Origin of the sequence: Allopusillimonas ginsengisoli (assembly GCF_004153455.1) — a bacterium.
In the GTDB taxonomy this organism is placed as follows: Bacteria; Pseudomonadota; Gammaproteobacteria; order Burkholderiales; family Burkholderiaceae_B; genus Allopusillimonas; species Allopusillimonas ginsengisoli.
In genome coordinates this window covers 664,671-690,796 of record NZ_SDQE01000001.1, presented here as the reverse complement: position 1 = coordinate 690,796, position 26,126 = coordinate 664,671, and the positions used below count along the sequence as shown (strand labels likewise).

Below are 26,126 nucleotides of genomic sequence, written 5' to 3'. Positions count from 1 at the left end.
TTGCCTGGAACTCGACTAGGACGAATGCCTTGTTTACCTAGTGCAGTATCGACTGCTGCGACTGCAGACTTGCTGGAGCGACGTTTGGTAGTTTGTTCATGGCGCATCTGCTGGGCCATCGCCGCTGAGCCGGTCAGCGCAGGTGCGTATCAGAAAGTGTGTGCCAATGCATGGGCGGCGCAGGACAATTCTTAGATGTCGCATTCATGGATACCGATATGAATGCATTGATGCGACGGCCAAGTTTCAGATACAGCCTGACGGCACGCAGGCGATCCTCGTACGAGTACATGAACTACTCCAAAGTAGTCCAAGATTTTGTCCACACGCTCGGTGGGTCAGTATTATATCGGCGCTAACAGCTATACAAGCCACAGACTAAGCTCCGGTACAAACGTAATGAGCATCAGGGCGATAACCATGGCCACGAGATAATATTTCATGTACGTCAACACCGGGCCGATTCTTAGATTTGACCCGGCGCATACTGTCAGCAATACAGGTGCGGTAGGAGGGGTTTGTTGCCCAATAGCGAGGTTGACGACTGTCATCACGCCGAAGTGGACTGGGTCGATGCCGTACTGGATGACAATCGGGTATAAGAGTGGCACTACGATGAGTATCGCTGAAGCGGGCTCTAGGAATAAGCCAACGAATAACAGGACTATATTCACGAGAAGCAGCATTTCAATCTGGGACGCGCCCATATTCGCAAGAAATGCGCTAATGTGCTGTGGCACCTGCTCAAGCGCCAGTAGTTGGCCAAAAAGCGCAGCACCAGCAATGATAACCATGATGGCAGCACTCTGGTGTGTAGAGATGACAAGGCTTCTATAAAACGCTTGACGGGTCAACAACCGGGTTGCTAAACCATAGCCCAAGGCTATCACAACACCCACCCCCGCCGCTTCGGTTGGCGTAAAGACACCGTAAATCAATCCACCGACCACCAATATTGGAATCAGCAACGGGATCAATGCATCTCTTGTCGCACGCAGCAGAAGATTTACACTGAAGGGCTGTGTGCTTGTGAACCCTTTACGTACTGCGTATAAGTAGCTTACTACCATAAAAAGAAAACCCAGTAATATCCCCGGTATGATCCCAGCAATGAACAAATCTCTGACGGATGTGTTAGTGACAGCTCCGTAGATGATGAAGGAAATGGATGGAGGAATTATGCCGCCTATGACGGCAGCGGCGGAAGTAACGGCAGCGGCGAATTCTTTTGGGTAACCGTTTTCAGCCATTTCGGGTACAAAAATCTTGCCCAGCATTGCTGCGTCTGCCGTCGGGCTACCACTAATTTCCGCGACGAACATGTTCGTTACGACATTCACATGCGCAAGTCCGCCTCGCATCCAGCCGACTAAGGATTGAGCCAAGTCGATAAGGCGTCGAGCAATACCCGCTTCCGTGATCAGCGCGCCCATCAATATGAAGAGCGGCAGCGCGAGTATGACGAAATTGGAGGTGCTATCCAAGAGCTTGATCGGGGCGTTCATTAGGCCTGCGGGCGAAAGCCATAGCCCGATGCTCGATGCAATGATAAGTGCAAACCCGATTGGTATCTCGAGGACGATAAGTACAAGCAGGATTATTATCGCTATGGTTGTAAACATCTACTTTTCGCATCCCTAAGATTTAGAAGGCCATGTGACTGTTGCCTGATGCACTGAGCACGTCGTTTCGTTCGTCACGGGAAAAACATCTGTACGCAACACGCCACCCTCTCATATGTCTAAGCGGCTTGCTTGGTCGTTCGGAGGGGTCGGCCGCTGCTTTATGAGCGTCACGAGATCGCGCGCTTCGGACAAGGTCAGTAGAAAGAAACCGACACATATGCCAGAGAACCAAATTCCTACGGGCCACTCTATTGTTTGCATGTGGCTACCGCCCACAAGTTGAGTGACACGCAAGCTGAGGTAGCCGAGCATGACGAAAAAGGCACATTGAATCAATGAACGTGCGATTGCCACTCGGTGGCGCGTACGGGGAGAGCAATGCTCAGACAGTAGCGAAATGCTCAGATGAGTCTGTTCTCGCGAGCAACGATACGCCCCAAGAAATGTGATCCAAACAAGCAAGCCACCGCTCAGCTCAGTTGACCATGAGAGTGATGCATTAAAGACGTAGCGCATGATCACGTTGATGGTGATGATGACGCTGACGGCAGCCAAGCTCGCGGCAAGAACCGCGTCCGTAACATCGTCCAAGATTTGCCAGGGCTTCATAGTCGACTCGCTGTGATGTCAGATAGGCCATCCGCGTCCGGGTTTGCGCCCGTCATGCGGATGGATAGCAATGAAGAGGTGAAGAAGAGTTATTGCACGCTGTCGATCGCCTTCACCCAAGAGTCGCCATACTTCTTTATATATGCCGAGTAAATAGGATCAACACGCTTACGGAACTCGTCTTGATTGATTTCATTTATTTCCAAGCCATCTGCCTTCATGACATCAAGATCTTTTTGTGCGGTGTCGATCGAATAGTCGAAGGACCAATCGATCATCTCTTGCCCTATCTTCCTGAACTGCTTTTTCTGCTCGTCAGTAAGCTTGTTCCAGAAGGTTTTAGAAACCGTTAAGTAGCTCTGAGAAAAGGCGTGGTTCGTCATGACGAGGTTCTTCGCGACTTGATAAAGCTTTGCCTCGTAGTGCCCATAGATGGCCGCCTCGACACCATCTACCACACCCGTCTGCAATGCGGTGTAGGTTTCGGTCCAATCGATAGGGGTCGGATTAGCGCCAAGATCCTTGAAGAGTTGTTGACGGAGCGCCCCGCCTGGCACCCGGATTCGTACGCCTGCCATGTCTGCAACTGTATGGATTGGACGCTTTGAGATGACTTGCCTGAAGCCGGTGTCATAAATTCCCAGGAGCGTAAGCCCGGTAGCGCCTTCAACGGTTTGCCGCATTTCGTCACGCAGTTCGGGCGTAAGAGCGCGCCGGGCGTGCTCATCGCCCTTAAATAGAAACGGCAAATCGAAGATGCCCATTTTTGGCACAGCTTCGGTGATGGGCGTGACGAGATTGGCCATATCTAGGGTGCCAACCTGCAATTGGCGCAAACCCGATGATTCGGTACCTAATTGCCCGCTAGGAAATACTTTGAAATTGAACTGGCCGGGCATCTCTTTATTGACAAGTTCAATGAAATGTTTCACCTGAGCTCCCTGCGGTGAATCAGGCGCGGTGACATAAGCGACGGTCACATCAGTCGCTGCGGCGGCAGGAAGCCCCACGCACGCCAGTGTGGCGGCCAGGCCCAAAACGACGAGAGGATGTTTACGCAGATTCATTAGCTTCTCCTTTGGCTTTGAATTAACGTCATATATATATTGTCGACAATATATAGTACAATAACTGCACTGGATTTGTACACTGGGGGAGCAATGGCAGGATCAAGCTGGGATCACAAGGACGAAGTAAGCTGCAACGGCGGGCCGCTTGCCGGCGTACGCGTTTTGGACTTAAGTGCTTATATCGCCGGCCCCTATGGATGCAGCTTGTTGGCAGACCAAGGGGCCGAAGTCATAAAGATCGAGCCGCCATGGGGAGACAATCTGCGGAATTACCCATCAACGCTGCGGGGTGACAGCAGGGCCTTCTTAGGAGTTAACCGTGGCAAAAGCGGTGTCGTGCTCGATCTCAAAAGCCCCGTGGGCATCCAGGCGCTTTTGAGTCTTGTCGAAACGGCAGATGTTCTCGTGCACAATTTTCGACCTGCAGTCCCTTCGCGCCTCGGCATCGACTACGACACGCTGAAAGCACGTAATCCACGCTTGATTTACTGTGCATTGACTGGGTACGGCGAGAGCGGCCCGTTGAAAAACAGCGCCGGTTACGATCAGGTGTTGCAAACCATGACCGGCATTTGTACGTTTCAGGGAGCGCCGAGCGAACCTGCGATCGTTTACGGATCAGTCGTCGACTACTACGCCTCTGCGCTCGTGGCAGGCAGTGTGGCTTCAGCGCTTTACCAGCGCGAGCGCACGCAACTCGGCCAGTACATTGGTGTGTCGTTGCTCGGCGCAGCATTAGCCATGCAATCGGCCAGATTTATTTGGGCTGATGGAGAAGATCGTAATGTGTGGCGTGATATGCGATCAGGTGGTATCACCGGCCTGCACCCCACGCGCGAAGGCAGCCTGTATCTCTCGGCAAATACGCCCCATTTCTGGAACGCACTTTGCGAGCTGACAGGGCTCGACGAAATGGGTAAAAATGAGCGCTATGACTCGGTTAAAAAGCGCGCCGAGCATGAAGACGAAATTGTGCCGGTTTTGCGTCGGGCGCTTCAGGCTTACACCGCTGTCGAATGGAAGGAAATCTTCGCAGATCGTGTGCCTTGTGCACCGGTTCAGCCTATTGAAGACATGTTTGACGATCCACAAGTCATTTCGCAGGATCTGATCAAGACTTATACTCATCCTACAGTTGGCCGCTACCGAGGGTTAACCCGCCCAGTACATTTCAAAGAATATACAGGCCCGGCACCTGCCGCGGCTCCGGCATTGGGACAGCATACAGATCAGATTTTTCGTGAAATCGGTTGGAGCGAACAAGAGCTTGAAGAGCTACGTGCGGCCAGCGAGTTGGCTCGAGAGAGGAAAGTATGACAACGCTCTGGGAATCCTATTTGTCGGAAAAGGACATCGCCACGATTCGCCGAGGCGGCTTTAGTCGCCGCATGGGGTTCGGTAGTCGGCCCGCCGTCATTGTGATCGATGCTCAGAAATATATGATAGGCGAGGCCAATAAGGACGAACATTGGCCGTCCAGCTGCGGCGAAGTCGGGCGCGAGGCTGCCGACGCAATTACAAAACTCGTAGACGTCGCCCAGCGGTCGCAAGTGCCGTGCTTTTTCTCGCGCTTCGAGTTGGCTGCCGATGGCAGCGATATGGGAGTTTACTCACGAAAACGAGATTTGCTGGCCAGCGAACACTGGTGTTTATCAGGCTCCGTCGGCGCGCAGTTGATCGACGGCCTTCAGCCGGCAGATGGCGATGTTGTATTTGTTAAGAAGAAACCCAGCGGATTTCATGGCACGCCTTTGCTGGGATACCTGGTTGATCGCGGTATCGACACCGTCATCATCGTAGGCGGTGCCACCAGCAATTGCATCCGCGCAACCGTGTTTGATGCTGCGTCGTACAACTTCAGAACGATCGTTCCCAAAGAGTGTGTATTTGACCGCATCAACGTTTCCCACATCATTAGCTTGTTCGACATGGATCGGCAGTTTGCGGACGTTGTCGACATGCAAGATGCCATTACCTACCTTCAGGAACTAGAACCCGTCGTCGAAAGGAAATGCTTATGACATCAAGCCACAGGGACGTTCCAAGCACGATTCCTTATTTTCTGCGCACGCAGATTCGTGAACTGATTATCGACGGTACATTCAAGCCGGGACAACCTGTGCGTGAGCAAGAACTCGAGCGACGCTATGGTGTAAGCCGGGCACCGGCGCGCGAAGCTTTGCTCCTGCTTGAGCAGAGTGGACTCGTTACTCATAAGCCACGTCACGGGTTTCGCGTCACCCTCTATACAGAAAAGGAGATCCGCGATCAGTATCTGCTGCGCGCCGAACTCGAAAGCTACGGCATGCGCTGCCTTAGCGAGGTCGGCGATCTGGCCCCGTTGCTTGAAACCCTGGAAGCTTGCCGTGTACGTATGAGCCACGCGAGAGACAAACAGGATGCCCGCACCTACCTTACGGAAATCCATCGGTTTTTTGATTCGATCGTCGACTATCTCGACAATGCGCCATTGCGATTGGCGCTGAAAAGGTTAAACGAGATGTCCGAGCCATTACGCTACAACCTTTTATCTCGGCGTCTATCGCAAAGCCGCTCGTTGGAATACTTAAGAAAGATGATTGACGCGCTCGAAGAGCGCCGCTTTGATTGCGCAGCGGAGCTGAAGCGCGAACATGTTCTGTTTAACCTTCCGCATGTCATCGAAGCGTATCGCGCTGCGCGCGAAGAAGAAGACAGCCAGACATCCATCCAATGATCGAGCGACCAACATGGTTATGACCACCTCGCCCAACTGCGCAGGATCTGGGTTCACGGCTTACATGGATCTACCCCGGCCTGATGATTCGGATGTGCCATTAGCCTGGGGGGTATGGGGACCGAATGACCAACTTGGCATGCTGAACAATCTATTGCCTGCCAAGACCGCTGCTGCGGCCAGCCTGGTGAAGACGGGCATGAGATTCAATTTGAACTTGCCGTTGAACTTGCCTCTTGGTGCGATCGGATGTGCGACGCACAATATACGCAAGCCGCCGCGTCAAACATTGTTCAAAACAACGTATGCGGGTCTGAATATCCGGGATGACAAAGTCGACGATTTCTTCCTACAAGCTTCCACGCAGTGGGATGGGCTGACCCATGTGGGCGACCCTGTACATGGTTTTTATAACAACGCACAGGACAATGAGATTACCCAAGGCGTAGGCACACGCAATGGCATCGAACACTTTGTCCGGTACGGCATCGCCACACGAGCAGTACTGATCGACCTGCCGCGTTTCTTCTCAGCAACGGGCCAGCATTGGTCACCCAATGGCAGTCTTGTCGCTACGCGCGAAGACTTGCTTGCTTGCCTCGAGCGGCAAAAGACCAAACTACAGCAAGGCGATCTGCTCCTGGTCCGCACTGGCTGGGTTCATGCCTTCCGCGAGGCGGAAAGCGACGTCACTCGCGGTAAATTGTTCGCTGATCGAGACTATTCAGGCATATCAGGAGACCTTGATATGTGGGAATTCTTGTGGGACCAACGCTTGATTGGCGTGGCTTCTGATTCTGTAACTGTCGAAGCTTGGCCTTTGCACGAGAATCGGCCGAGCTTGCATCTTGCTATTGCGAGATTAGGGCTTTTGCTGGGAGAAATGTTCGATCTGGACGCACTAGCCGAAGATGCTCAGCAGAATCAACAATACGAGTACTTTTTTGTGTCTGTGCCACTGAATTTGCGTGGTGGTGTCGGCTCGCCGGCGAACGCTATAGCGCTGAGATAAGATATGCAGAATATCAACTCTACAACATCATCTTTAGAAGTTGCTCCTGAAAGTTGGCTAGATTACGCATGCGATAGCCACTTGCATATCTTCGACGGGCGTTTTTCGCAAACCGCTCGTTATGATGCGTTGATTCCGAATGCGACGGTCAACGACTATCGAAAAATTCAACCACTGATTGGCACAAGCCGGGCCGTGATTGTGCAGGCGAAGCGTTATGGTACCGATAACGCTTGTTTGCTCGATGCGCTGCGCCAACTCGGCGAAAGTGCAAGAGGCATCGCGGTGGTAGCGCCGAGCATCAGCGCAACTGAGCTTCGGCAGCTAAACACCCAGGGCATTCGAGGATTAAGATTCAGCGTCTGGAATGATGCTGATACGGTCATGAATCTGGACCTCCTCGAAGAAATGGCGGAGCGCATCGCAGATCTCGATTGGCACGTTCAATTGCATATGACCGCAGACCAAATAGTACATAGTGCGGCTCTGCTGCACCGACTTCCTTGCCCCATCGTGTTTGACCATATCATGCGACTGCCACCTGAACAGGGTCTACAGCATGCCGCATGGCCTGTGGTGAAGGAACTGTTGAATAACGGCCGCTGTTGGGTGAAGCTGTCTGGAGCTTATCTAAACAGCCATATCGGTGAGCCGGACTATCCCGAGGTTTCAGCGACGGTAGCGACCTTGATCAGGACAGCGCCGGGACGGTTGGTATGGGGTAGCGACTGGCCCCATGTAACGGAGATAAGCGCCGGTCGGCCCATAGCGACTGTTCAATTGCGAAGGCTGTTACGGCGCTGGGCGCCCTCGCCGCAGCTGTTACGGCGTGTTCTAGTAGATAACCCGGAAAGGCTCTACGGGTTTTCCCCGCATGCGGCTTGACCGCGCCATGGCCCCGATCGTGCCTGCCATATTGATCAAATAGTAGATAGAGGAGAACCGCACCGTGCGTAGTAAATTGTTTGTACCTGCTTCGCGTCCAGAACTGTATACCAAGGCAATGCAAAGCGAGGCGGACGGTATCTCTTTTGATCTCGAAGATGCCGTTGAGCAACGGCGTAAGGCCACCGCTCGAGTCGAATTGGCTACTTGGTTGAAATCGTTGCCCCCTAAACAAGAGGTTGGCAAGATCCTCATCGTCCGTTGCAACAGCATCGACACACCGGAGTTTCAGGACGATATACAGGCGGTGGCTTGTGCAGCCTTACATCAGATTAACCTTCCGAAGGTGGAATCGCCCGATGCGGTCATCGCAATGGCAGAAGCACTCGAGCGTGCCGAGAAAGAGCATGGTGTAGATACGCCCATTGGCATCCTTGCCAATATCGAATCGCCACGCGGACTTCGATGTGCCTCTGAGATCGCTCGGGCCCATCCACGAGTGTGTGGTCTGCAAATAGGTTTTGGTGATTTATTCAAACCATTAGGCATTCAACCGAGCAATGAGGCGTGTCAGTACGTCCGAATCCAAGTACGTTTAGCCGCAGGCGAAGCAGGAATCGAGGCTTACGATGGCGCCTACGTCGATATCGGCAATCCACAAGGCTACGAGGAAGACGCGAAAGCAGCGAATGCAATGGGATTCGCAGGCAAGAGCTGCATACACCCTTCTCAGGTTCGATTGGCTAACAATATTTTCATACCAGATGCCGCCGAAGTCGCCCACGCCCTTCGTGTGATGGAGGCTGCAGAGAATAATCTCGCTCGAGGCACTGGTGCTTTTGTGGTTGACGGGAAACTGGTTGATGGCCCATTTATTGAAAGTGCGCGACGGCTGATCGAAAGGGCTCGCCGGGCCGATACGCTTGAGTGAGAAAGTTGTCTGTTATTGTCAAGTGGGGGTCAATCAATAATTCCGGCGTGTTGTAGCGAGATCTGCGATATCAATACCATGACTGGCTATCCCTCTCGGTAGCCAAATCATGGCGATTCTCAACCAAGTCGAAGCCGGCACTACGATGGCCACAATTCTCGCGTGGACGGCATAAGCAGATCGTCGCGCTATAGGTGGCATGCAAATATCGCGGCATGGATACCTTGATAATATACGAGCGCTTGTGTGTAGTAGTCGCGACTTGATCTGACAGTCCCGGCTTTCAGAGGCTGTCTTGTCTGATTAAACTGCGTCGTTCAGGTCGGCGACTTTGCGTTTCCACTTCTCCCTTTCGTCGATCAAAGTCTGCATGGGCCTACGACAACAACACATTCCGTAGCTACCGACAACCGTCGTCCTCGAAACGTAAGCCTTGCGCGAGACTGCTGTGGTTCAACACCTTCCTGCTCAAGTTTTTGGAGGACCGATTTCAGACGGTTTTCGAGCGAAAGCCGTTGGATGACGGCATCTGCGGGAATTCCGCTGAGTAGCTGTTCGAGCTCTTGGATCTCAGACAGCAAGGATTCACGTCGTTGAATCATGGTGCAACCCCAAGGTCGGCTCGGGTTTGATTCAGAACTTGCACGGCGACAAGGTCTTGGGTGCTCTCCAGATCCAATTGAACAAAAGCCTTCCGCATGCCGTCTCTCCTGTGAGACCACATGCTGTACCAATAGGATATATGCTGAATTGAAAGCGCACGCCCTGGGCGACCCATCAGCGTAAAGCCAGTTCTTGCGTCCAATAGCTAGCCATTAGACGATTAGGTCTGTAACTTGAGCGCGGTGGCGGTGTGTACGCACGCTGCGGTCATCGCCTTTAACGTGCGTAATCGCCTCTTGCAGGCCTGGTTTGATATTTTCACATGCGATGCTCAAGATCGCCGTTCTGTCCAGATGCTGAGCGGGTCGGCCGGCTCGCTGCACTCAGCAAACGACCCTGAATTCTGCTGTTAGAAAACGCAATCTTAAAACGGTTGATTTGCAAGGTAGTGACCATGGCAGCAATTGTTCCTATAGCCGAGATCGAAATCAACAAGGTGATCACATAAAATGGGGTATAGCCGAGATGCTGAGCTATAAACCCAGCCACAACGCCGCCTAGCATGCTGAATAGCCCATCGGCACATTGAAAGAGTGTGAAATCGACGCCTGCCTGCTTGATATCGGACCATCGCATGAAGCTTGAATAAAGCGCAACATAGCCGAATGCCATAACACCAGACGAACTTAGAATGCCAAGCAGCAAAATCACGCTGTGGAAACGTTCTGCGAGGACGGAAAGAACCAATAGCCCCGCGAAAAGACCCGCTTGCAAGATCAATGCAAGGATGAGCACAAATTTCGCGCCGGTTAGACGAACCACCGCGCCAACGATAAGCGCGCCGACCGAGCCAACGAACATGCTGCCGACGCCGGTAAGAATACCGATGGTTTGTAGATCAAGGCCATAGTCGACCATGAATGGCCCAAGCATAGCGACACCCCATTTTTGCGCGACGGTGAAAACAGCAGTGACCAGTAGACCAAGTTGGACCTCGCGTCTCTTGAGCGCGGTTTATAAGGACGGTTGGGTGGAAGCCGAGGTAGATGTCGTCTTTGAAATGCGCATGAAGGCGAACGGTAAACCAAGGCCGAAGATAATTACGGCCATGATCAGCACCGAAGACGTCCAGCCTTGTTGAGCCGCTATCCACAGAAAGGCACCAGCACCTATTGCCGACCCGACATAGGTCCGCCGACCTGAGCGGCATTGCCCCAGCCGTGATGTTCGGGCTTTAGGTTTTCCACTGCGAATCCGTCGCAAGCAATGTCAACGGTTGACGCTATGAGGGCTACAAATACTAGTATGAAAACCGTGGTGACGGTTATAGCAGGGCCATTAAAGGCAAGCGCCACGAGTCCCATCGCGCACAGGATACTGCCTAGCGTCGTAAGGACACGCGTTCCGCGGTGTGCGGAGCCAAGATGTCTGATTCGCTCGACATGGGGCGACCAGAGAAATTTCAGGGACCACGGTATAACGGTGAGATAGAGCAGCCCGATCTGGTCGAGTGGCAAACCGTCCTTGCGCAAGACAGCAGGCAGCCCGAGCATTGTCAACCCCCCGATGACACTTTGCGAGACGTAAAGCGCGCCGACTGCCAGAAAGATGGTGTGTGGCGCGGGCGCGTCGCTATATAGGGAGCGTTGCACGTCCATATTGATCAAAAGCGATGTTGCCGTGAGCGCATAGACCTAAAATTGCGCGGTGGCGGTCAGGCTTATGCTGCGAGGATCGCTTGCTTTAATATAGTCCGCGTATTGGTAGGTCCAGTAGCGTTGATTCGTGATATTGTGTGCCGCCAAACGAAGTGTCGTGTCGTAGCCATTGACCGTGGTTTCATAACTGGCTCCGACATTGAAGACGGCATAGCTATCCATCTCGACATCATTGCTAGGCCGCAACATGGTGCTGCTCGTGTATTTGGCGTTGGCCATAAGTTTAAGGCCAGGAATTTGTGGTACGCGGTATGAAACCTGAGTCGTAGCGACGACTTTCGGCGCACCCACAACGCGATTTCCGATGTTATCGGCGCCTTTCTCGTAGGTTGCATTTAGCAGCATCACCTCGCCGCCTATGTCCCAGTAGGAACCTAGCCGCATAGATGCTCCCACTTCTGCGCCTTGGTATACCGAGAGGCCGTCCTGCACGATTTCATTGGCGACGTTGGGGTATTCGGTCTTTCTTTCAACGCGGAACAGCGCTGCAGTCGCCGCCAAGCGTTCTTGCACGCTCTTGATGCCGATTTCGTATTGTCGGCTTTTAATGGGATCAAGTTGTGCACCGTGGTTGGCATAACGGGATCCAACTGAGGAGCCTTGTTCCAATGATTCAATATAGCTTGCATACGCCATGGTCTGCGGCATGAGCTTATACATCAATGCGGCTGTTGGCGTTAATACGCCGTTTTTGTTGTACGACGATGTCTGAGCACCACCAGGACCAAAGGCCTTCTGATCATAATTGGTATAGCGCAGCCCCCCCAGTATTGACCACCGGTCTGACAGCTGTACCGTGTCGCTCGCAAAAATCGCCTTTTGGGCGATCTCCGCCCCCCGGAACATACCCAGACTATGTATGGTGCCAACGCTTTGATAAGTATTGGTATTCTGCATAGACAATGTCCCGGTGCCTATCTGTTGATAGAAACCATTGCCGGCGTAATCATTTTTCTGACTTTGCTGCGACGCACCCGCCACAATATCGTGTTGGATTGCCCCAGTCTGGACGCGCCCTTGCAACATAGCCTGCCAGAAGTTGAACTGATAAGCCTCGCCGTAATCGGAGCGAATGTCATTGTAGTTGCCCAGTTCGTCCGTAAACTGGACTACCTCTTCGTTGCGTCGCGTCTGGGTGGATGATTGACTGTAGCTGGTGCTCAGCGTCCAATCTGGCGAGATCTTGTACTTCAGCCCGGTAGAGTAAAACCGAAATGCATTATTGAAGTGCGTTCCGTCTCCCACTAGCCGCCCATTGTCGTTGCGCACAGCCGAAGGTAGATTGTGTCCAGTCAACAGCCCGGTATAAATCGTGGGTTCAGTATCTGATGCTTTGATATCCTGATAAATGCTCTGGAAATCCCAGGTCAGACGGTCGGTCAGGCGCGCATCCAGTGCCAGCGATACGGAGTTCCGATTTAGGGTGCTGTTGTTATATAAGGTGCCTTCTTGGTGCGTAGCATTGAGCCGATAGCCGAATCGGTCGTTATCGCCTGTGCGTCCGCCCAGATCGACGCTCTCGTGCCACAGGTTTTTGGATTGGTACCCTACTGTGACATCACGAACCGGCCCGTTGGTAGGTTTCTTGGTGACATAGTTCACCAAACCGCCTGGCGAACCGAAACCATACATGAATCCTGTTGCCCCTTTGAGCAGATCGACGCGTTCAAACTGCTCATACGGTAACGTTGTGGCATAGCTCATGAACGGCTTTCCATCGATGCGGAAAGAATTCTGCCAATCCAGGGGCAGGCCGCGCACAGTAAGGTAGTTCGCCCAAGCGCCATAGGCTGCACTGTTGTCGGACACCGAGGCATCCGTCATGAACACGTCCCCTAGCTTGTTGACTTGGCGCTCTTTGATGTCCGCGCTGATGATCACAGTGGAGGAGAATGGTGTTTCAAGCTTGCTGCGCGTGCCCAGCGCGCCGCTGAGGACCGGCGATTGGAGGTGCTGCAGTGTGTGGTCCTCCCGCGTGCCGATCACCGATACCTCCGGTAGCTGGGGAACGGCCCTAGCCGAAGGAGCAACGTCCCGAGCTAAAGCGGATTGTCCAGCGCTAAAGCCTGTGACGATCAGCGTTGCCAGCGGCGTGAGCAACCGCAATGGTATTTGTCGCTCCATGTTCATTTGTGTTGTAGTAATAGCCATTCTTTTTTTCCCTATCCGAATTGAGGATTGAGTTTCAAAATAGATTGAGAATTAGGATGACTGGAAAACGCTGCAAACCTGCTTTTTTACTGCTTAAACATTGATTTTTTATCAGACACGAAGAACCGTGAAATATGGGGCAGGCGAAGTTGCCATGGTGTCGATTAAGCTGTGTCGACGAGCATCGTATCGAGTTATTGCGAGCCGAATGCTTAATTGATAGGATGGGCCTATCAGGAGGCTGCCTGTTCGCCGTCCCGAATATCGAAACAATCATTGACCGTTTTTCCCGCAGGTATAGATTGTCTCTTCTTGCTAAAACACGTCTTGGAGACATCAAATGCGGCATTTCCTGAGCCTGGCATTGGCTTGTAGCCTCTTTCTTCCTTTCGCATCCCAGGCTGCAGACGAGGCAGCATCATCGTATCCTGTCAAACCCATCAAGTTTGTCGTGCCCTATCCTCCCGGCGGATTGGGCGACACGTTTTCGCGTTCGCTGGCGCGAGGCCTGAATGAGAAGCTTGGACAACCCATTATTGTGGAAAACAAGCCCGGCGCCAGCCAGATCATCGGAGCGGAACAAGTGCTGCGGGCTCCCGCAGATGGATACACCATCTTTCTTGGCTCCATGACCAGTCTGGCCACCAATCTGGGTTCATACAAGAAGCTTTCTTACGACCCGCTCAAGGACTTCGCGCCGGTCAGCCGATTGTTCTCTACGCCGCTTTATCTTGCCGTCAATGCCGACGTTCCCGCAAAAGACGTTAAAGAACTGGTTGAAATGGCCAAAGCCAAGCCAGGCGACCTGTCCTACGCCTCCTTGGGATTGGGGGGCAGTCTGCATCTGGCTGGGGAGCTCTTCTCCAGCGCGGCCGATATCAGCTTGCTGCACGTCCCCTACAAAGGCAGCGTGCCGGCCATTACAGACGTGATGAGCGGTGTGGTCACCATGATTTTTGACGGCGGCTCAACGGTTGCACCGCAGGTTAAAGCAGGAAAACTGCGCGCGCTTGCGGTGACGGGTGACAAACGCTCGTCCATTGCAGGCCTGGAGGATGTCCCCAGTATGGCCGAAGTGGGTTACCCCTCTGTGGATGTCGGGGTCTGGTGGGGGTTGATCGTGCGCTCGGGAACGCCCCAATCCGTCGTGGATCGGCTTTCCAAAGAGGTGAGCGCTGTCATAGCGGATCCAGCGTTTATCGACTCGCTGAGCAGCACCGGCATCGAAATCCAGGGCAGTACGCCAGAAGCATTTGGCGTGTTCATGCAGAGCGAAGCGGAGCGGTGGCCTGAATTCATGCGGCAGATTGGTGTAGAGCCTCAGTAAAACAACGCCATGCTTAACAAGATACACACGTCTGTCGGGCAGGCCCTGCAAGGTATACACGATGGCGCAACCATTCTGGTGGGAGGGTTTGGTGGCGCCGGTCTCCCTTTCGAGCTGGTCCACGCCCTGATCGACCACGGGGCAAAGCATCTCACTATTGTGAACAACAATTCGGGGACGGGTACGGACGGACTGGCGGCCTTGGTGGATGCTGGCCGTGTCGCCAAAATGATCTGTTCCTTCCCGCGCGCAGCAGACCCCCGCAGCGATCCAAACATTTTTCAGCGCTGGTATCGGGCCGGAAAAATCGAACTTGAAGTGATTCCGCAGGGAACCATCGTCGAGAGGTTGCGGGCGGCAGGTGCTGGCATCGGCGGTTTCTACACGCGTGTGGGCGCCGGCACGGTCATGGCGCAAGGCAAGGAAGTGCGGGAAATCAACGGCAAGGAATACGTGCTGGAGCAGCCCCTGCATGGAGACTTTGCCCTGATCAAGGGAATGAGCGCCGACCGTTGGGGCAATATCATTTACCACAAGGCCGCGCGCAATTTTAATCCGGTGATGGCCATGGCAGCGACCACGACAATTGCTCAAGTGAGCGACGTGGTGGCGCTGGGGGCGCTTGACCCCGAGCACATCGTTACGCCGGGTATTTTTGTTGATCGTGTCGTGCAGATCGCACCGGAAGCAAGGAATTGAGCATGTCCTCGACAATCATGCAAGGCTACAGCCGCACACAGCTCGCCGCGCGGGTGGCCCGCGACATCGAAGACGGCTGGTATGTGAATCTGGGTATAGGCACACCCGAGAAAGTGGCTGACTATATCCCCAGCGACAAGGAAATCATTCTTCATAGCGAGAATGGCATTCTCGGCATGGGGGAGACAGTCACGGACCCCGCGCAAGTCGATTGGGATTTGATCAATGCGGGCAAGCGACCCATCGCTTTGCGGCAAGGCGGCTCATTTTTTGATCATGTCACGTCGTTTTCCATGATGCGCGGCGGGCACCTGGACCTATGCCTTTTGGGCGCGTACCAGGTGTCAGAGCAGGGCGATCTGGCCAACTGGTGGACCGGAGGCGAAGGCGAAATGCCAGCGGTTGGTGGCGCCATGGACTTGGTGACAGGCGCTCGGCGACTCTATGTGATGATGGATCATGTGAGCAAGGCAGGCGAGCCCAAGATCGTCAATGCGTGCACGTACCCCTTGACCGGGAAAAAGGTAGTCGATCGCATTTACACCGATTTCGCGGTGATTGATGTGGCAAGCGATGGCCTGTTGGTGCGAGAGTTGGTGGACTCAATCACATTCGAGACGCTTCAGCAATGGACCCAAGCGCCGCTTATGCCCGCCGCGGACATGCGCATCGTCACGATAGAGACCAGGGAAACGGAATGAGCGATCAACAGGGCATGATGCCCGCCGCGGGCGCTGAAGCAACCTACTTTGGTTTTCTTCGGTCGGGCATATGGAACATACAACAGTGCCAGACATGCAATCGATGGATTTTTTACCCGCGTGAATATTGTCCTCATTGCCAATCGCCTGAGCTGCGGTGGCGCGCACCTACCGGCCTGGGCACGGTTTATTCGATGAGCAGGGTCTTCGCCAGGGATGGCAAGGGGCCATTGGTACTGTTGGTGGATCTGGACGAAGGCGTGCGTATCATGGGCGGCGCTGCTGAGGACAACAATGAGGGCTTGACGATAGGCGCCCGTGTTTCCGCGAGGCTCGACAACAGCGGAGAAGAAAGCCGCATTCTGTTTGTGCCAATGCGTGGTGCGCAACATGAAGCTTAATGACATAAGTGCTTCGGTCGCCGTGACCGGTATAGGGACTGCCGGCCTTGGCGAAGCCAGTGGCTTTACCGAACTGGAAATCCTGGCCCACGCAGCGCAGGCTGCAGTGGCAGATGCAGGCCTGGGCATGAAGGACATCGATGGCCTCATGACCGCGAGTTTCAGCCGATTTCTGCCCAGCCTGTCCGTGGCGGAATACCTGAACGTTCAGCCCGCATGGATGGACAGCAGCAACGTAGGAGGGGCATCCTACGTCAATTACCTGCTGACTGCCGCGCTCGCGCTGAACGCGGGCCTGTGCAACGCCGTGTTGGTGGTTTACGGCAGCACCGCTCGCACGCAGCGAGACTTTCGCGAGCATATCCGCGCGCGCGGGCAGCTCGAGCCGCAACCCTACGAGGCACCCTACAAGCCCTTCAATCCTGCAACGTCGTACGCGCTCGCTGCGGCACGCCATATGCATGAGTTCGGTACGACACGCGAGCAGCTTGCGCAGGTCGCGGTATCCGCGCGCAAATGGGCGCAGTTGAATCCCGACGCATTCATGCGAGAAGCATTGTCTGTTCAAGACGTGCTGGCATCCCGAATGATCAGTGATCCGTTAACCGTACGTGATTGTTGCCTATTGACCGACGGGGCTGGGGCTTTTGTGATGACGCGGGCAGATCGTGCAGGGCACGCGTCGGCAAAGCCAGTCTATCTGCTGGGCGCCGGCGCATCGCAGACGCATCGCCAGATATCTGGGATGCCCGACCTGACCACAACGGCAGCAGTGGAGTCAGGACGCAAGGCATATGCCATGGCCGGACTGCAGCCGTCTGACATCGACGTTCTGCAGCTCTACGATGCCTTCACCATCAATGTGATTTTATTTCTCGAGGACCTGGGCTTTTGCCGAAAAGGAGAGGGAGGGGCATTTGTCCAGAGTGGTGCGATCGAACCTGGTGGCGGCCTGCCGGTCAACACCAATGGAGGTGGTCTGTCGTGCGTGCATCCGGGAATGTATGGCGTATTTACGGTAATCGAAGCGGTCAGGCAGCTCAGGGGCGATGCAGGTGATCGTCAGGTGCCTCAGGTCGAAACTGTGTTGTGTCATGGCAATGGCGGCGTGCTTGCCAGCCAGGTTACGGCCATCCTTGGGTCTGCCGCGACACGCTAGGTAGGCGGCGCACGGGATCGGGCCGCTGCCAGGTTCTTGGCACTGATTCAGGTGCTTCTGTGTGGCAGCATAAAGCCTTCAAGGTTTTTGACCATGGCCAGCAGGCGCGGGCCGATCTCATTTTCCAGGGCGCCGTTTTTGCCTTGATAAGAATGCACGACACAGTTGAAAACCAGTAGCTCGCCTTGTCGAATTCCCGCAAAAGGAATTCCCACGCCGTAAACGTCTGGAAGGATATCGCCCGCGGCCATGCAAAACCCGAGTCGTCTGTAGTCTTGCATGCTTTTGTCCAGTGCGTCTTTGTGCTGGGCCCATTCCTTGGGCTTTTTGACGCGCAGCGTATTAAGCAGCATTTCGCGAGCGTCAGAGTTCAAGCCGCACAGGTAAGCTCGGCCAATGGCGCTGCCCGCCAGCGACACCGATAGCCCAATATCGGACATGCGCGTATTGAATATCGAGCGATGCCGGCTGGTTTCGACATAGGTGATGTGCAGCCGGTCAAGTACTCCCATGGAAACCGAACCTTGTATCGCCTCTGCCAGCTCGCTCATCAGCGGCCTGGCAATCTGGCGTATCGCCATATTCGCCAGCAAGGGATATCCGATGGGCAATACCGCCGTGCCGAGCTGGAACTTGCCGGAGCTTTTTTCCGTGGTCATGTATCCAAGGCGGGTCAGCGTATAGGTGAAGCGCGAGATCGTGGACTTTGACATGCCCAGTAGATCGGACAGTTCCTTGTTGCTCAGTATCGGTCTTTCAGGCGTGAAGGCGGACAACAGTTCCAGGCCCTTGGCCAGCGTCATGGCGAACTGTGGATCGCCATCGAAGTCTTCCAGCTGAGTGGCGCTTTGTTGAATGGCAGAAAGATACGTCATGGCATCTCTACTTGTTTCATTATTCGAAACAATGATGTGAATGAAAACCGAATGTCGGTAGATTATCACGTATTCGATATTTGAATCATCACTAGCTAAAAGATAAACACATGGAAAAGACAGCGATGGCTTTCCGCGAAGCTGGCGTCGCCGACAGCGTCTCTCAAGACGCCTTGATGGGCGCATGGATGTGCGTGCTGTGCGGCTGGATCTATGACGAGGCGCAGGGAGATCCTGCCAGTGGCCTGCCGGCCGGAACACGCTGGGAAGATGTCCCCGATTCCTGGCTCTGTCCCGACTGCGGCGTTGGAAAATCCGAATTCATCATGGTGCAGGTTTGACGAACTCAGCCCTCCGGGAACGAGCGCATACATACAAGGGAGCATGACATGCTAAGTAAAGAAGACAATGAGATTCTGACCCACAGCGCCGCTGGCACTCCCATGGGAGAACTGCTGCGCCGCTTCTGGCTGCCGGTTCTGCTGTGCGAGGAGCTTGATGCGCCGGGAGGAACGCAGAAGCGGGTAACGGTGCTGGGTGAGGACTTGCTGGCATTCCGTGATACGAACGGTCGTGTCGGTCTGGTCGAGCCGGTCTGCCCGCATCGCGGCGCCAATCTCTATTATGGTCGCAATGAAGAGGGTGGCCTGCGCTGTGTGTTCCACGGCTGGAAATTCGATGTGGACGGCAATTGCGTAGACCTGCCCACCGCGCCCTGTCATTCCAATTACAAAGACCGAATCAAAATCAAGACATACCCCACGAGGGAGGCCGGTGGATTTATCTGGGCATACATGGGGCCGGCGGACAAAATGCCAGAACTGCCGCAGATGGAGTTCACGCTGCTTCCCGCGTCGCATGTGTTTGTCTCCAAAAAGTGGCAGGACTGCAACTGGGTGCAATGCGTAGAAGGTGCAATTGATACCGCCCATTTTTCCTTCCTGCACATGGTGATTCCCAAGGAAGGACAAGACGTCGCCAGTCTGTTGCAGCACGCAGCCATCGGTTCCCAGAGTGTCAAGAATGACCGCATTCGTTGGGTGCAGGAAGATCCACGACCCAAGTTCGAGATTAATGAGTTTCCCGCGGGCCTCACGATAGGGGGTGCGCGGATTGCCGGAGAACAGGATCTCTACTGGCGCATCGCCCAGTTTCTGGCACCCAATCACGCGCTTGTACCGAGTGCGTTTCCCGGCGAAAACTATCACGGGCAAACCTGGGTGCCCGTCACCGACACATCGTGCTGGATCTACAACTACACGTGGAATCCAGACCGTCCGCTGACGGAAGAAGAGCGCGAAGCCTGCCGCAAGGGCCTGACCGTTCACGCCGAAATTGACGAGAACTACTATCCGCTGCGAGGGCCTCACAACGATTATCTGATTGATCGCGAGGCACAGCGTCAAGGTAGCTTTACGGGAATTCAAGGCGTATCAGAGCAGGACGCCGCCATTCAGAACAGTATGGGCGGCATTGTTGACCGCACACGCGAACATCTCGGTGCGACTGATATCGGTCTCGTGAAGTTTCGTCAATACATGCTGAAGCGCGCCAAGGCATTGGCCAGCGAAGGCCAGGAGCCCGCCGAGCCCGGCTGCGCGGCGCATTACGCCGTCCGCTCTGGCGGTTGGGTGGCGGACGCAGGCAAGAAGCTCGAACAGGTCATGGTCGAGCGTTTTGGACATCCCTACGGTTACGTCGGCGCTGACCTGCGCCAGGCCGCGGAAAAGGTGCAATCGTGAAGCTCAAACAATGGCGCTCGCGCATCCTGGAACAGCAAAGGATGTTCGGCCTTTTCTGCTGTTCCTACAGTTCACAGACCGCCGAGGCGATCGCTCACAGCGGCTATGATTTTCTGATCTTTGATACTGAGCATTGCCCGGGCAGCTTGACGACACTGCATGCTCAATTTCTTGCGATCTCGTCCACCAGCACGACAGCCGTCGTGCGTGTTGGCGGACTGGACGCGGGCCAGATCAAGCAATGCCTCGACCTCGGGGCGCACGCCATTATGGTGCCCAACGTCGACACCGTGGCGCAGGCGCAAGTCGCTGTCAGTTATTGCCGCTATGCACCAGCCGGAAAAAGAGGTGTGGGCGGGAGTGTGCGCGCCTCACGCTATGGTCGCGACAAAATCTCCGGCGATCATCGGCCGGAGGATGCTGTGCTGATGGTGCAGGCCGAAAGCAGGATCGCGATGCAAAACCTGCCTCAGATTGCGGACGTCGAAGGCGTGGATGTTGTATTTTTTGGCCCCAATGACCTGGCTGCGGACATGGGCTTGCTGGGTCAGCCTGGACATCCTGAAGTGGTGGCGGCCGTTATCACCGGCATCAGTCAGGTGCGGGCGGCTGGCAAGGTGGCAGCTGTCCTCGCAAACGAGCATGCCTGCGACCCTTATCTTTCGGCGGGCGCCAGTGTAATAGCCCTGGGATCAGAGATGGGCATTCTTGTCGCGGGAGCGGATAGCCTGCAGCAGCGGGTCAGGCGACAGCATGGGGAGGCGCAACCGTGAGCAAGTCCGAGTCACGGCGGGCACTGGTGCTGGCTTCGAGTGCTGGTATCGGGTATGCATGCGCGACAGCGCTGGCCAGCGAGGGCCTTTCAGTGTGCTTGAACGGTAGGGATGCAGATCGCCTTGAAGACGCCGAACGCAAGTTGCTGGGCAGGCATCCCCATGCTCAGCTTTCGTCATGCGTAGCGGACCTGAATCTGGACGCAGACCGACAACATTTACTTTCCCAGGCGGGCGACATCGACGTATTGGTACTCAATATGGGCGGCCCCGCCGCGACCACCGAAGCGTTGTCGCTGGACGATTGGCAAAGCGCTTTTGAAACGGTCTTTCTTCCCATGGCAGACATTCTGGATCAGGTCTTGCCCGGTATGATGCGGCGCGGCTGGGGCAGGGTGGTGATGATTTCCTCCGTGGCGGTCAAGCAGCCTATCCCCAACCTTCTTGTATCGGGCGTGTTCCGGACCGGGCTGGCCAACCTCGTCAGCGCCAGGGCCGCGCAAGCAGCTCCCAGCGGCGTCACCATCAACTCGATACTGCCGGGAAGAATTCTGACAGCCAGACAAAGCAATGCGCTGGAGCGCGACGCGCGCCGCGCTGGCGTATCGCGAGAGGCCTACGAGCGGACGGTGTCTGCGGCGATCCCCATGGGGCGACTCGGTTTGCCCGAGGAAATCGCCCATGTCTGCGCATTTCTGTGCAGCGAGGGCGCCAGCTACCTGACCGGCCAGCATCTGCTTGTCGATGGCGGCGCCTACAAGGGCATGTTTTAAGTATGGGCCGCGCAGTTCATTCATCAGCAGTTTTACCAAAGAGGTGGCTATATGACAGTCAGTGATTTACCCATCAAGAATACAGAGGCCGCGATCATCGGCTTGAGTATGATGCAGAGAATTCGTTTTCTCGAAGAAAAGATTACCGAGCTGCGCAAACAGCAGATTATCCAAGGGTCGGTACACCTTTGTATCGGACAGGAGTCTATCTATGCGGGCGCGCTACAAGCCTTGCGGCAGGGTGATCAGGTGTTTTCAACCTATAGGGGGCATGGATGGGCAATGGCCTGCGGCGTGCCGCCCGAAGCGATTCTTGCAGAGCTGCTCGGACGGCAGACAGGAGTAAACCAGGGACGCGGTGGATCTGCCTATTTCAGCGCGGCCGATTGGGGGTTCTATGGCGAGAACTCCATCGTTGGCGCTGGCGCGCCAATTGCCTGCGGCGCGGCGCTCACCAATAAGCTGACCCGTAATGGCGCCGTTGCGCTGACAGCCTTTGGTGACGGTGCAATGAATCAAGGCGCCATCCACGAGGCGATGAACTTTGCAGCGTATCTCGATCTGCCTGTGATATTTGTCTGTGAAAACAACGTCTATTCCGAGCTTACGCCCATCGCCGAGATGACGCGCGATACCAATCTGTTCAAGCGCGCGCAGGCTTATGGAATCCCTGGCATGCGAATTGACGGTAACGACCTTGAGGCGGTGCGCGATTGCGTCGCCGAACAGGCAAAAGCTGCTCGCGAAGGAAAAGGACCTGTGTTGATCGAGATGATGACGCAGCGCCTGGTGGGCCACTATTACGGCGACATGCAGAGCTACCGCCCACGTGGCGAACTGGCCGAGGCAAAGAAAAACGAACCCATCCTCAGGCTGCGCGAAAAGCTGCTTGGGATGGACGTGTCCGCCACGCAACTGGATGACTGTGAGGCCGACGCACGCAATACGATAGAGGCCGCCGCGCAGAAAGCGTTGGACGCCCCCCTGGCTGATACCAAGACCATTCTGGAGCATCTGTATGCATAACGATATTCAAACATCAGTGGTGGAGCTGAGCTACGGAAAAGCGATCAACGCCGCACTGCAGCGAGCCATGTCCACTTTTCCCGAAACCGTTCTCTTTGGCGAGGATGCAGGCAAGCCGGGTGGCGTGTTTGGCATTACCAAAGATCTACAAAACAATTTTGGTGAGGATCGAGTGTTCGACACGCCGATCAGCGAAACCGCCATGCTGGGTACGGCGGTGGGTGCGGCGATGACGGGGTTGCGTCCTATCGTCGAGATCATGTGGATAGACTTCAGCCTGGTGGCCATGGACCAGATCGTCAACCAGGCAGCCAATGTACGCTATGTTTCTGCAGGCCGCCTGGGCGCACCATTGACGATCCGCACCCAGCAAGGCGCCTTGCCTGGGTCATGTGCCCAGCATTCCCAGAACCTGGAAGCATTCTATGCTCACGTGCCTGGCTTGCGCGTCGGCTTGCCCGCCACAGCACAGGATGCCTATTCCATGACGTTGGCCGCGGTCAAATGTGATGACCCTACGTTGGTGATAGAAAATCGCGGTTTGTATTACGGCGAAGCGCAAGCCGTCGAGATCGACGGTGACATCGAGGCGGCGCAAGGCGCGCATATCGCCCGGCCGGGCAAGGATGTCACCATTGTGACTTGGGGCGCCATGTTATCGCAGGCTCTGGCCGCCGCCGAAACGTTGGCCGAGAAGCATGACATCTCGGCCGAAGTGATCAACGCGCGTTGGGTTGCGCCGTTCGACTGGAAAACGCTGGACGAAAGTGTGAGCAAAACCAAACGGCTGTTGATCGTGCACGAAGCCAACGTCACCGGCGGCTTCGGCGCAGAGATCGCTGCGCGCACGCAAGAGCGCCATTTCCTGAATCTTTCCGCACCTGTGCGGCGCCTTGGCACGCCAGACGTACGCATGCCGGCCGCGCCCCATCTTCAGAGCGTATTGATCCCTGACGCTGCGCAGATCAGTGACGCAGTGCTGAAGATGACTTTGCCGGAATAAACGGGCATTGCATCCTGTCGCTGGCTCAGGCCGGCCGGGATGCATTCAGTCTAGAGTGTATCGGCCTCGCTTTGACCGGCAGACAGCAACAGCATCAAGAGCACAGGAGTATCCAGATGAACGCCCCTCCTATCGTCATCGTTGGCACTGGACTGGCAGGCTACGCGGTAGCGCGAGAGCTGCGCCGGTTCGACGAGCAGACCCCAATTACCTTGTTCACGCTGGACGAGGGCCATTTTTACGCCAAGCCCATGTTGTCGAATGGCATTTCTGCCGGCAAAGACGCGGCGAAGCTTCAAGGGCAGGCTGTCGACCGCATGCGCGAGCAACTAAAGGTTCAGGTGCACACGGGCTGCGCCATAGAGGCCATAGTGCCGGACCAGCATACCTTCACGGTCGCCGGCCAGCCGATGTCATATGCCAAGCTGGTGTTGGCAGTGGGCGCCGAGCCGCTGCGCCTGCCATTGAAGGGCACCGCTGCAGACCACGTCGTATCGATCAATAACCTGGAAGACTACGGTGCACTTTTCGCGCAGTTGGATGAACCAAAGCGCATCGCCATTCTGGGCGCGGGACTGATAGGCTGTGAATTTGCGAACGATCTGGTCAGCGCTGGCCACACGGTATCGTTGATTGATCCCGAACCATGCCCCTTGAGCCGCTTGCTGCCCTTGCAAATTGGTATGCAGATGAAGGAGGCTTTGGCTCACATAGGCGTGAACGTGTATTGCGGCACGTTCTGCAAGGCAGTCAATCATGCCGATGGGCACTTGCAGCTTGAGCTCTCCGATGGGGCGCTCGAACATGCGGATGTCGTGATCAGTGCAATCGGCCTGCGTCCCCGCACTGATTTGGCCAGCCGGGCAGGCGTCTCGATCGACAAGGGCATAGTTGTCAATCGCTATTTGGAAACCAGTGCTGCAGACATTTATGCCTTGGGAGACTGCGCCCAGGTGTCCGGCACCTTGCTGCCTTACGTTATGCCCATCATGCAATGCGCCAAGGCTTTGGCCAGAACCTTGAGCGGCCAACGTACGCCGGTTAACTATGCCGCGATGCCCATCGTCGTGAAAACGCCTGCGTTTCCGATTGCCATTTCGCCGCCGATGGTATTGGACGGCGACTGGGTCATTGAGTCAGCGACTCAGGCGAGCATCAGGGCAACATACTTTAATGCCGCGAACAAACCTACGGGGTTTGTCGTCGGGGGCGAGCACCTAAGCGAGTACCGCAAGCTGGCAGAGCGCGTGCCGCCTTGGCTTGCGCCGATACTTAGTTAGGAAGGGCGTTTAACGTGAAGCGGGGGCGCCCTTGCCCCACCTGAACCACGTCCAATGTGATAGTGGAATCTCGCTTAAGCCATTCTCTGTTAATCAAATCCGGATCTTCGATTGAAACGCCAATCTTCCTTTTAATAATTCCCTGGAGTGTGTGGAATTCGAATGATCGGCTGTTCGGGAGCACGCCCAGAAATTTACCCTGATAAGTGACTCGTCCTTCTTTAATATTTTCTTCTTTGAGCCGGCCTGCTGATTTTTCCAGTTGCTCCATTCCCTCAAATTTAAATATCTTGTGTTTGAATTCCAGGCCGCACCAAGCTTGATAGTGTGACAGCACGCCAAGAAATTCAGATATTTTTTTGACAGCACGAGGGTGGATGACATCGACAAGCTCCGCGACTTCGTCGTCGCTGCCTATTGCAGAAGCCTCAAGTAAAGACTGCATCCTCTGCAAAGCTTCCTCTGTCTTTTCTTGGTCGGGAAACAAGCTGTCAGCAGGTAACTCGAATTCGAAGCCAAAAGACCCAATAGCGGTTCCTGTTATAAGTAGCTGATTCTTTGCTCGATCAGGAATCGGCCCCATGAAATGGAGGCTTTCATTTAAGCCAGCGACCACGGCCGCGAACGCATCGGCAAACGCGTTAGATGCCTTTCCCCCAAAATCAGCCGCAATTCCGCGACTGCCAACGACCGGCCGTCCTCGAAACGTTAGCCTCGCGCACGACGGCTTTGGCTTAACAACTTCTTGTTCGAGCGCTTGTCGTACCGATTTCAGGCGATTTTCGAGCGAAATTCTTTGTATGACTGCCGTTTCTGGAATTCCATCAAGCAACTGTTCGAGTTCCCGGATCTCAGACAATAGCGATTCACTGCGTTGAATCATGACGCGCCTCCAAGATTGGCTCTGACTTGATTCAGAACCTGCACGGCCGCAAGATCTTGAGTGCTCTCCAGATCCAATTGGACGAAACCCTTCCAGGCGAGCGTGGGGATGTCCCCATCGTAATGATGAACGTATCCAATGGGGATTTGTAAGGGGAACGATCG

Annotated in this window: 26 protein-coding genes; 18 read left to right on the top strand and 8 right to left on the bottom strand. The window is 55.0% G+C overall.

What is annotated here, in order from left to right; translation table 11 throughout:
• Positions 1 to 362: 362 nt before the first annotated feature.
• The 3 genes from ERE07_RS03465 to ERE07_RS03455 all read right to left on the bottom strand — a co-directional run bounded on the left by ERE07_RS03465 (position 363) and on the right by ERE07_RS03455 (position 3,301).
• A complete protein-coding gene (locus ERE07_RS03465) occupies positions 363 to 1,622 on the bottom strand; it encodes a TRAP transporter large permease (protein WP_130007393.1) in 1,260 nt (419 codons plus the stop codon).
• Positions 1,623 to 1,733: 111 nt separating this feature from the next.
• The gene (locus tag ERE07_RS03460; protein WP_130007392.1) at positions 1,734 to 2,234 is read right to left on the bottom strand and encodes a TRAP transporter small permease; all 501 of its coding nucleotides are present in this window, start codon (positions 2,232 to 2,234) and stop codon (positions 1,734 to 1,736) included.
• A gap of 89 nt (positions 2,235 to 2,323) precedes the next feature.
• Positions 2,324 to 3,301, bottom strand: coding sequence for a TRAP transporter substrate-binding protein (locus ERE07_RS03455; RefSeq protein WP_130007391.1), 978 nt, complete (start codon positions 3,299 to 3,301; stop codon positions 2,324 to 2,326).
• Between the two features lie 93 nt (positions 3,302 to 3,394).
• Here ERE07_RS03455 and ERE07_RS03450 point away from each other — a divergent pair, with 93 nt between their 5' ends.
• The 6 genes from ERE07_RS03450 (at position 3,395) to ERE07_RS03425 (ending at position 8,848) form a co-directional block, all read left to right on the top strand.
• Positions 3,395 to 4,621 carry a CaiB/BaiF CoA transferase family protein gene (locus tag ERE07_RS03450; RefSeq protein WP_130007390.1) on the top strand — a complete coding sequence of 409 codons (1,227 nt, stop codon included), beginning with the start codon at positions 3,395 to 3,397 and terminating at the stop codon, positions 4,619 to 4,621.
• Positions 4,618 to 5,325 carry an isochorismatase family protein gene (locus ERE07_RS03445; protein WP_130007389.1) on the top strand — a complete coding sequence of 236 codons (708 nt, stop codon included), beginning with the start codon at positions 4,618 to 4,620 and terminating at the stop codon, positions 5,323 to 5,325. Before ERE07_RS03450 ends, ERE07_RS03445 begins: the two co-directional genes overlap by 4 nt.
• Positions 5,322 to 6,020 (top strand): GntR family transcriptional regulator, encoded by a 699-nt coding sequence (locus ERE07_RS03440; RefSeq protein ID WP_130007388.1) that lies wholly within the window; start codon positions 5,322 to 5,324, stop codon positions 6,018 to 6,020. Before ERE07_RS03445 ends, ERE07_RS03440 begins: the two co-directional genes overlap by 4 nt.
• Complete coding sequence (locus tag ERE07_RS03435; protein ID WP_130007387.1) at positions 5,938 to 7,032, top strand: cyclase family protein; 1,095 nt, start codon at positions 5,938 to 5,940, stop codon at positions 7,030 to 7,032. Before ERE07_RS03440 ends, ERE07_RS03435 begins: the two co-directional genes overlap by 83 nt.
• Before the next feature lie 3 nt (positions 7,033 to 7,035).
• Positions 7,036 to 7,917: an amidohydrolase family protein gene (locus ERE07_RS03430; protein WP_130007386.1), complete on the top strand. Its 882-nt coding sequence runs from the start codon at positions 7,036 to 7,038 to the stop codon at positions 7,915 to 7,917.
• Positions 7,918 to 7,981: 64 nt separating this feature from the next.
• Positions 7,982 to 8,848 carry an HpcH/HpaI aldolase/citrate lyase family protein gene (locus ERE07_RS03425; protein WP_130007385.1) on the top strand — a complete coding sequence of 289 codons (867 nt, stop codon included), beginning with the start codon at positions 7,982 to 7,984 and terminating at the stop codon, positions 8,846 to 8,848.
• 921 nt (positions 8,849 to 9,769) lie between these two features.
• Here the strand turns inward: ERE07_RS03425 and ERE07_RS21815 are convergent.
• The 3 genes from ERE07_RS21815 to ERE07_RS03415 form a co-directional block, all read right to left on the bottom strand.
• Entirely contained in the window at positions 9,770 to 10,429 is a 660-nt protein-coding gene (locus ERE07_RS21815) for an MFS transporter (RefSeq protein ID WP_280634357.1), read from the bottom strand.
• A 191-nt stretch (positions 10,430 to 10,620) separates the two neighbouring features.
• Complete coding sequence (locus ERE07_RS21810; RefSeq protein WP_209021073.1) at positions 10,621 to 11,103, bottom strand: MFS transporter; 483 nt, start codon at positions 11,101 to 11,103, stop codon at positions 10,621 to 10,623.
• Positions 11,104 to 11,145: 42 nt separating this feature from the next.
• A complete protein-coding gene (locus ERE07_RS03415) occupies positions 11,146 to 13,320 on the bottom strand; it encodes a TonB-dependent siderophore receptor (protein WP_130007384.1) in 2,175 nt (724 codons plus the stop codon).
• 340 nt (positions 13,321 to 13,660) lie between these two features.
• Here ERE07_RS03415 and ERE07_RS03410 point away from each other — a divergent pair, with 340 nt between their 5' ends.
• The 5 genes from ERE07_RS03410 to ERE07_RS03390 are packed head-to-tail and all read left to right on the top strand — an operon-like array spanning position 13,661 to position 17,607.
• Positions 13,661 to 14,647 (top strand): Bug family tripartite tricarboxylate transporter substrate binding protein, encoded by a 987-nt coding sequence (locus ERE07_RS03410; protein ID WP_130007383.1) that lies wholly within the window; start codon positions 13,661 to 13,663, stop codon positions 14,645 to 14,647.
• 9 nt (positions 14,648 to 14,656) lie between these two features.
• On the top strand, positions 14,657 to 15,346 hold the full coding sequence (locus ERE07_RS03405) for a 3-oxoacid CoA-transferase subunit A (protein WP_130007382.1): 690 nt from the start codon (positions 14,657 to 14,659) through the stop codon (positions 15,344 to 15,346).
• Between the two features lie 17 nt (positions 15,347 to 15,363).
• Positions 15,364 to 16,047: a 3-oxoacid CoA-transferase subunit B gene (locus tag ERE07_RS03400; RefSeq protein WP_130007691.1), complete on the top strand. Its 684-nt coding sequence runs from the start codon at positions 15,364 to 15,366 to the stop codon at positions 16,045 to 16,047.
• A complete protein-coding gene (locus tag ERE07_RS03395; protein WP_167670709.1) occupies positions 16,044 to 16,448 on the top strand; it encodes a Zn-ribbon domain-containing OB-fold protein in 405 nt (134 codons plus the stop codon). The genes ERE07_RS03400 and ERE07_RS03395 overlap by 4 nt, the downstream gene beginning before the upstream one ends.
• On the top strand, positions 16,438 to 17,607 hold the full coding sequence (locus ERE07_RS03390) for an acetyl-CoA acetyltransferase (protein ID WP_130007380.1): 1,170 nt from the start codon (positions 16,438 to 16,440) through the stop codon (positions 17,605 to 17,607). Before ERE07_RS03395 ends, ERE07_RS03390 begins: the two co-directional genes overlap by 11 nt.
• A gap of 47 nt (positions 17,608 to 17,654) precedes the next feature.
• On the opposite strand, the gene ERE07_RS03385 is transcribed toward ERE07_RS03390, so the two are convergent.
• Complete coding sequence (locus ERE07_RS03385; RefSeq protein WP_130007379.1) at positions 17,655 to 18,482, bottom strand: IclR family transcriptional regulator; 828 nt, start codon at positions 18,480 to 18,482, stop codon at positions 17,655 to 17,657.
• Positions 18,483 to 18,592: 110 nt separating this feature from the next.
• Here ERE07_RS03385 and ERE07_RS03380 point away from each other — a divergent pair, with 110 nt between their 5' ends.
• From ERE07_RS03380 to ERE07_RS03350, 7 genes are all read left to right on the top strand, one after another.
• Positions 18,593 to 18,823: a rubredoxin gene (locus tag ERE07_RS03380; RefSeq protein WP_425330943.1), complete on the top strand. Its 231-nt coding sequence runs from the start codon at positions 18,593 to 18,595 to the stop codon at positions 18,821 to 18,823.
• Positions 18,824 to 18,871: 48 nt separating this feature from the next.
• Entirely contained in the window at positions 18,872 to 20,224 is a 1,353-nt protein-coding gene (locus tag ERE07_RS03375) for a Rieske 2Fe-2S domain-containing protein (protein ID WP_130007378.1), read from the top strand.
• Positions 20,221 to 20,997, top strand: coding sequence for an HpcH/HpaI aldolase family protein (locus tag ERE07_RS03370; protein ID WP_130007377.1), 777 nt, complete (start codon positions 20,221 to 20,223; stop codon positions 20,995 to 20,997). The genes ERE07_RS03375 and ERE07_RS03370 overlap by 4 nt, the downstream gene beginning before the upstream one ends.
• A complete protein-coding gene (locus ERE07_RS03365; protein ID WP_130007376.1) occupies positions 20,994 to 21,770 on the top strand; it encodes an SDR family oxidoreductase in 777 nt (258 codons plus the stop codon). Before ERE07_RS03370 ends, ERE07_RS03365 begins: the two co-directional genes overlap by 4 nt.
• 51 nt (positions 21,771 to 21,821) lie before the next feature.
• Complete coding sequence (locus ERE07_RS03360; RefSeq protein WP_130007375.1) at positions 21,822 to 22,796, top strand: thiamine pyrophosphate-dependent dehydrogenase E1 component subunit alpha; 975 nt, start codon at positions 21,822 to 21,824, stop codon at positions 22,794 to 22,796.
• Positions 22,789 to 23,799, top strand: a complete 1,011-nt coding sequence (locus tag ERE07_RS03355; protein WP_130007374.1) for an alpha-ketoacid dehydrogenase subunit beta — start codon at positions 22,789 to 22,791, stop codon at positions 23,797 to 23,799. Before ERE07_RS03360 ends, ERE07_RS03355 begins: the two co-directional genes overlap by 8 nt.
• Before the next feature lie 116 nt (positions 23,800 to 23,915).
• Positions 23,916 to 25,079, top strand: a complete 1,164-nt coding sequence (locus tag ERE07_RS03350) for an FAD-dependent oxidoreductase (protein ID WP_130007373.1) — start codon at positions 23,916 to 23,918, stop codon at positions 25,077 to 25,079.
• Here ERE07_RS03350 and ERE07_RS03345 read toward each other — a convergent pair.
• Positions 25,072 to 25,962, bottom strand: a complete 891-nt coding sequence (locus tag ERE07_RS03345; protein ID WP_130007372.1) for a hypothetical protein — start codon at positions 25,960 to 25,962, stop codon at positions 25,072 to 25,074. The two genes, ERE07_RS03350 and ERE07_RS03345, sit on opposite strands and share 8 nt — an antisense overlap.
• Positions 25,963 to 26,126 lie beyond the last annotated feature (164 nt).

What these genes read in the sequence shown, in the direction of transcription:
- ERE07_RS03385 (WP_130007379.1), bottom strand. Translation starts at nt 18,482, where the DNA reads ATGACGTATCTTTCTGCCATTCAACAAAGCGCCACTCAGCTGGAAGAC.
- ERE07_RS03410 (WP_130007383.1), top strand. Translation starts at nt 13,661, where the DNA reads ATGCGGCATTTCCTGAGCCTGGCATTGGCTTGTAGCCTCTTTCTTCCT.
- ERE07_RS03400 (WP_130007691.1), top strand. Translation starts at nt 15,364, where the DNA reads ATGCAAGGCTACAGCCGCACACAGCTCGCCGCGCGGGTGGCCCGCGAC.
- ERE07_RS03345 (WP_130007372.1), bottom strand. Translation starts at nt 25,962, where the DNA reads ATGATTCAACGCAGTGAATCGCTATTGTCTGAGATCCGGGAACTCGAA.
- ERE07_RS03445 (WP_130007389.1), top strand. Translation starts at nt 4,618, where the DNA reads ATGACAACGCTCTGGGAATCCTATTTGTCGGAAAAGGACATCGCCACG.
- ERE07_RS03375 (WP_130007378.1), top strand. Translation starts at nt 18,872, where the DNA reads ATGCTAAGTAAAGAAGACAATGAGATTCTGACCCACAGCGCCGCTGGC.
- ERE07_RS03415 (WP_130007384.1), bottom strand. Translation starts at nt 13,320, where the DNA reads ATGGCTATTACTACAACACAAATGAACATGGAGCGACAAATACCATTG.
- ERE07_RS03460 (WP_130007392.1), bottom strand. Translation starts at nt 2,234, where the DNA reads ATGAAGCCCTGGCAAATCTTGGACGATGTTACGGACGCGGTTCTTGCC.
- ERE07_RS03455 (WP_130007391.1), bottom strand. Translation starts at nt 3,301, where the DNA reads ATGAATCTGCGTAAACATCCTCTCGTCGTTTTGGGCCTGGCCGCCACA.
- ERE07_RS03350 (WP_130007373.1), top strand. Translation starts at nt 23,916, where the DNA reads ATGAACGCCCCTCCTATCGTCATCGTTGGCACTGGACTGGCAGGCTAC.
- ERE07_RS03380 (WP_425330943.1), top strand. Translation starts at nt 18,593, where the DNA reads ATGGAAAAGACAGCGATGGCTTTCCGCGAAGCTGGCGTCGCCGACAGC.
- ERE07_RS03405 (WP_130007382.1), top strand. Translation starts at nt 14,657, where the DNA reads ATGCTTAACAAGATACACACGTCTGTCGGGCAGGCCCTGCAAGGTATA.
- ERE07_RS03450 (WP_130007390.1), top strand. Translation starts at nt 3,395, where the DNA reads ATGGCAGGATCAAGCTGGGATCACAAGGACGAAGTAAGCTGCAACGGC.
- ERE07_RS03430 (WP_130007386.1), top strand. Translation starts at nt 7,036, where the DNA reads ATGCAGAATATCAACTCTACAACATCATCTTTAGAAGTTGCTCCTGAA.
- ERE07_RS03360 (WP_130007375.1), top strand. Translation starts at nt 21,822, where the DNA reads ATGACAGTCAGTGATTTACCCATCAAGAATACAGAGGCCGCGATCATC.
- ERE07_RS03395 (WP_167670709.1), top strand. Translation starts at nt 16,044, where the DNA reads ATGAGCGATCAACAGGGCATGATGCCCGCCGCGGGCGCTGAAGCAACC.
- ERE07_RS03465 (WP_130007393.1), bottom strand. Translation starts at nt 1,622, where the DNA reads ATGTTTACAACCATAGCGATAATAATCCTGCTTGTACTTATCGTCCTC.
- ERE07_RS03355 (WP_130007374.1), top strand. Translation starts at nt 22,789, where the DNA reads ATGCATAACGATATTCAAACATCAGTGGTGGAGCTGAGCTACGGAAAA.
- ERE07_RS03440 (WP_130007388.1), top strand. Translation starts at nt 5,322, where the DNA reads ATGACATCAAGCCACAGGGACGTTCCAAGCACGATTCCTTATTTTCTG.
- ERE07_RS03390 (WP_130007380.1), top strand. Translation starts at nt 16,438, where the DNA reads ATGAAGCTTAATGACATAAGTGCTTCGGTCGCCGTGACCGGTATAGGG.
- ERE07_RS03435 (WP_130007387.1), top strand. Translation starts at nt 5,938, where the DNA reads ATGTTCTGTTTAACCTTCCGCATGTCATCGAAGCGTATCGCGCTGCGC.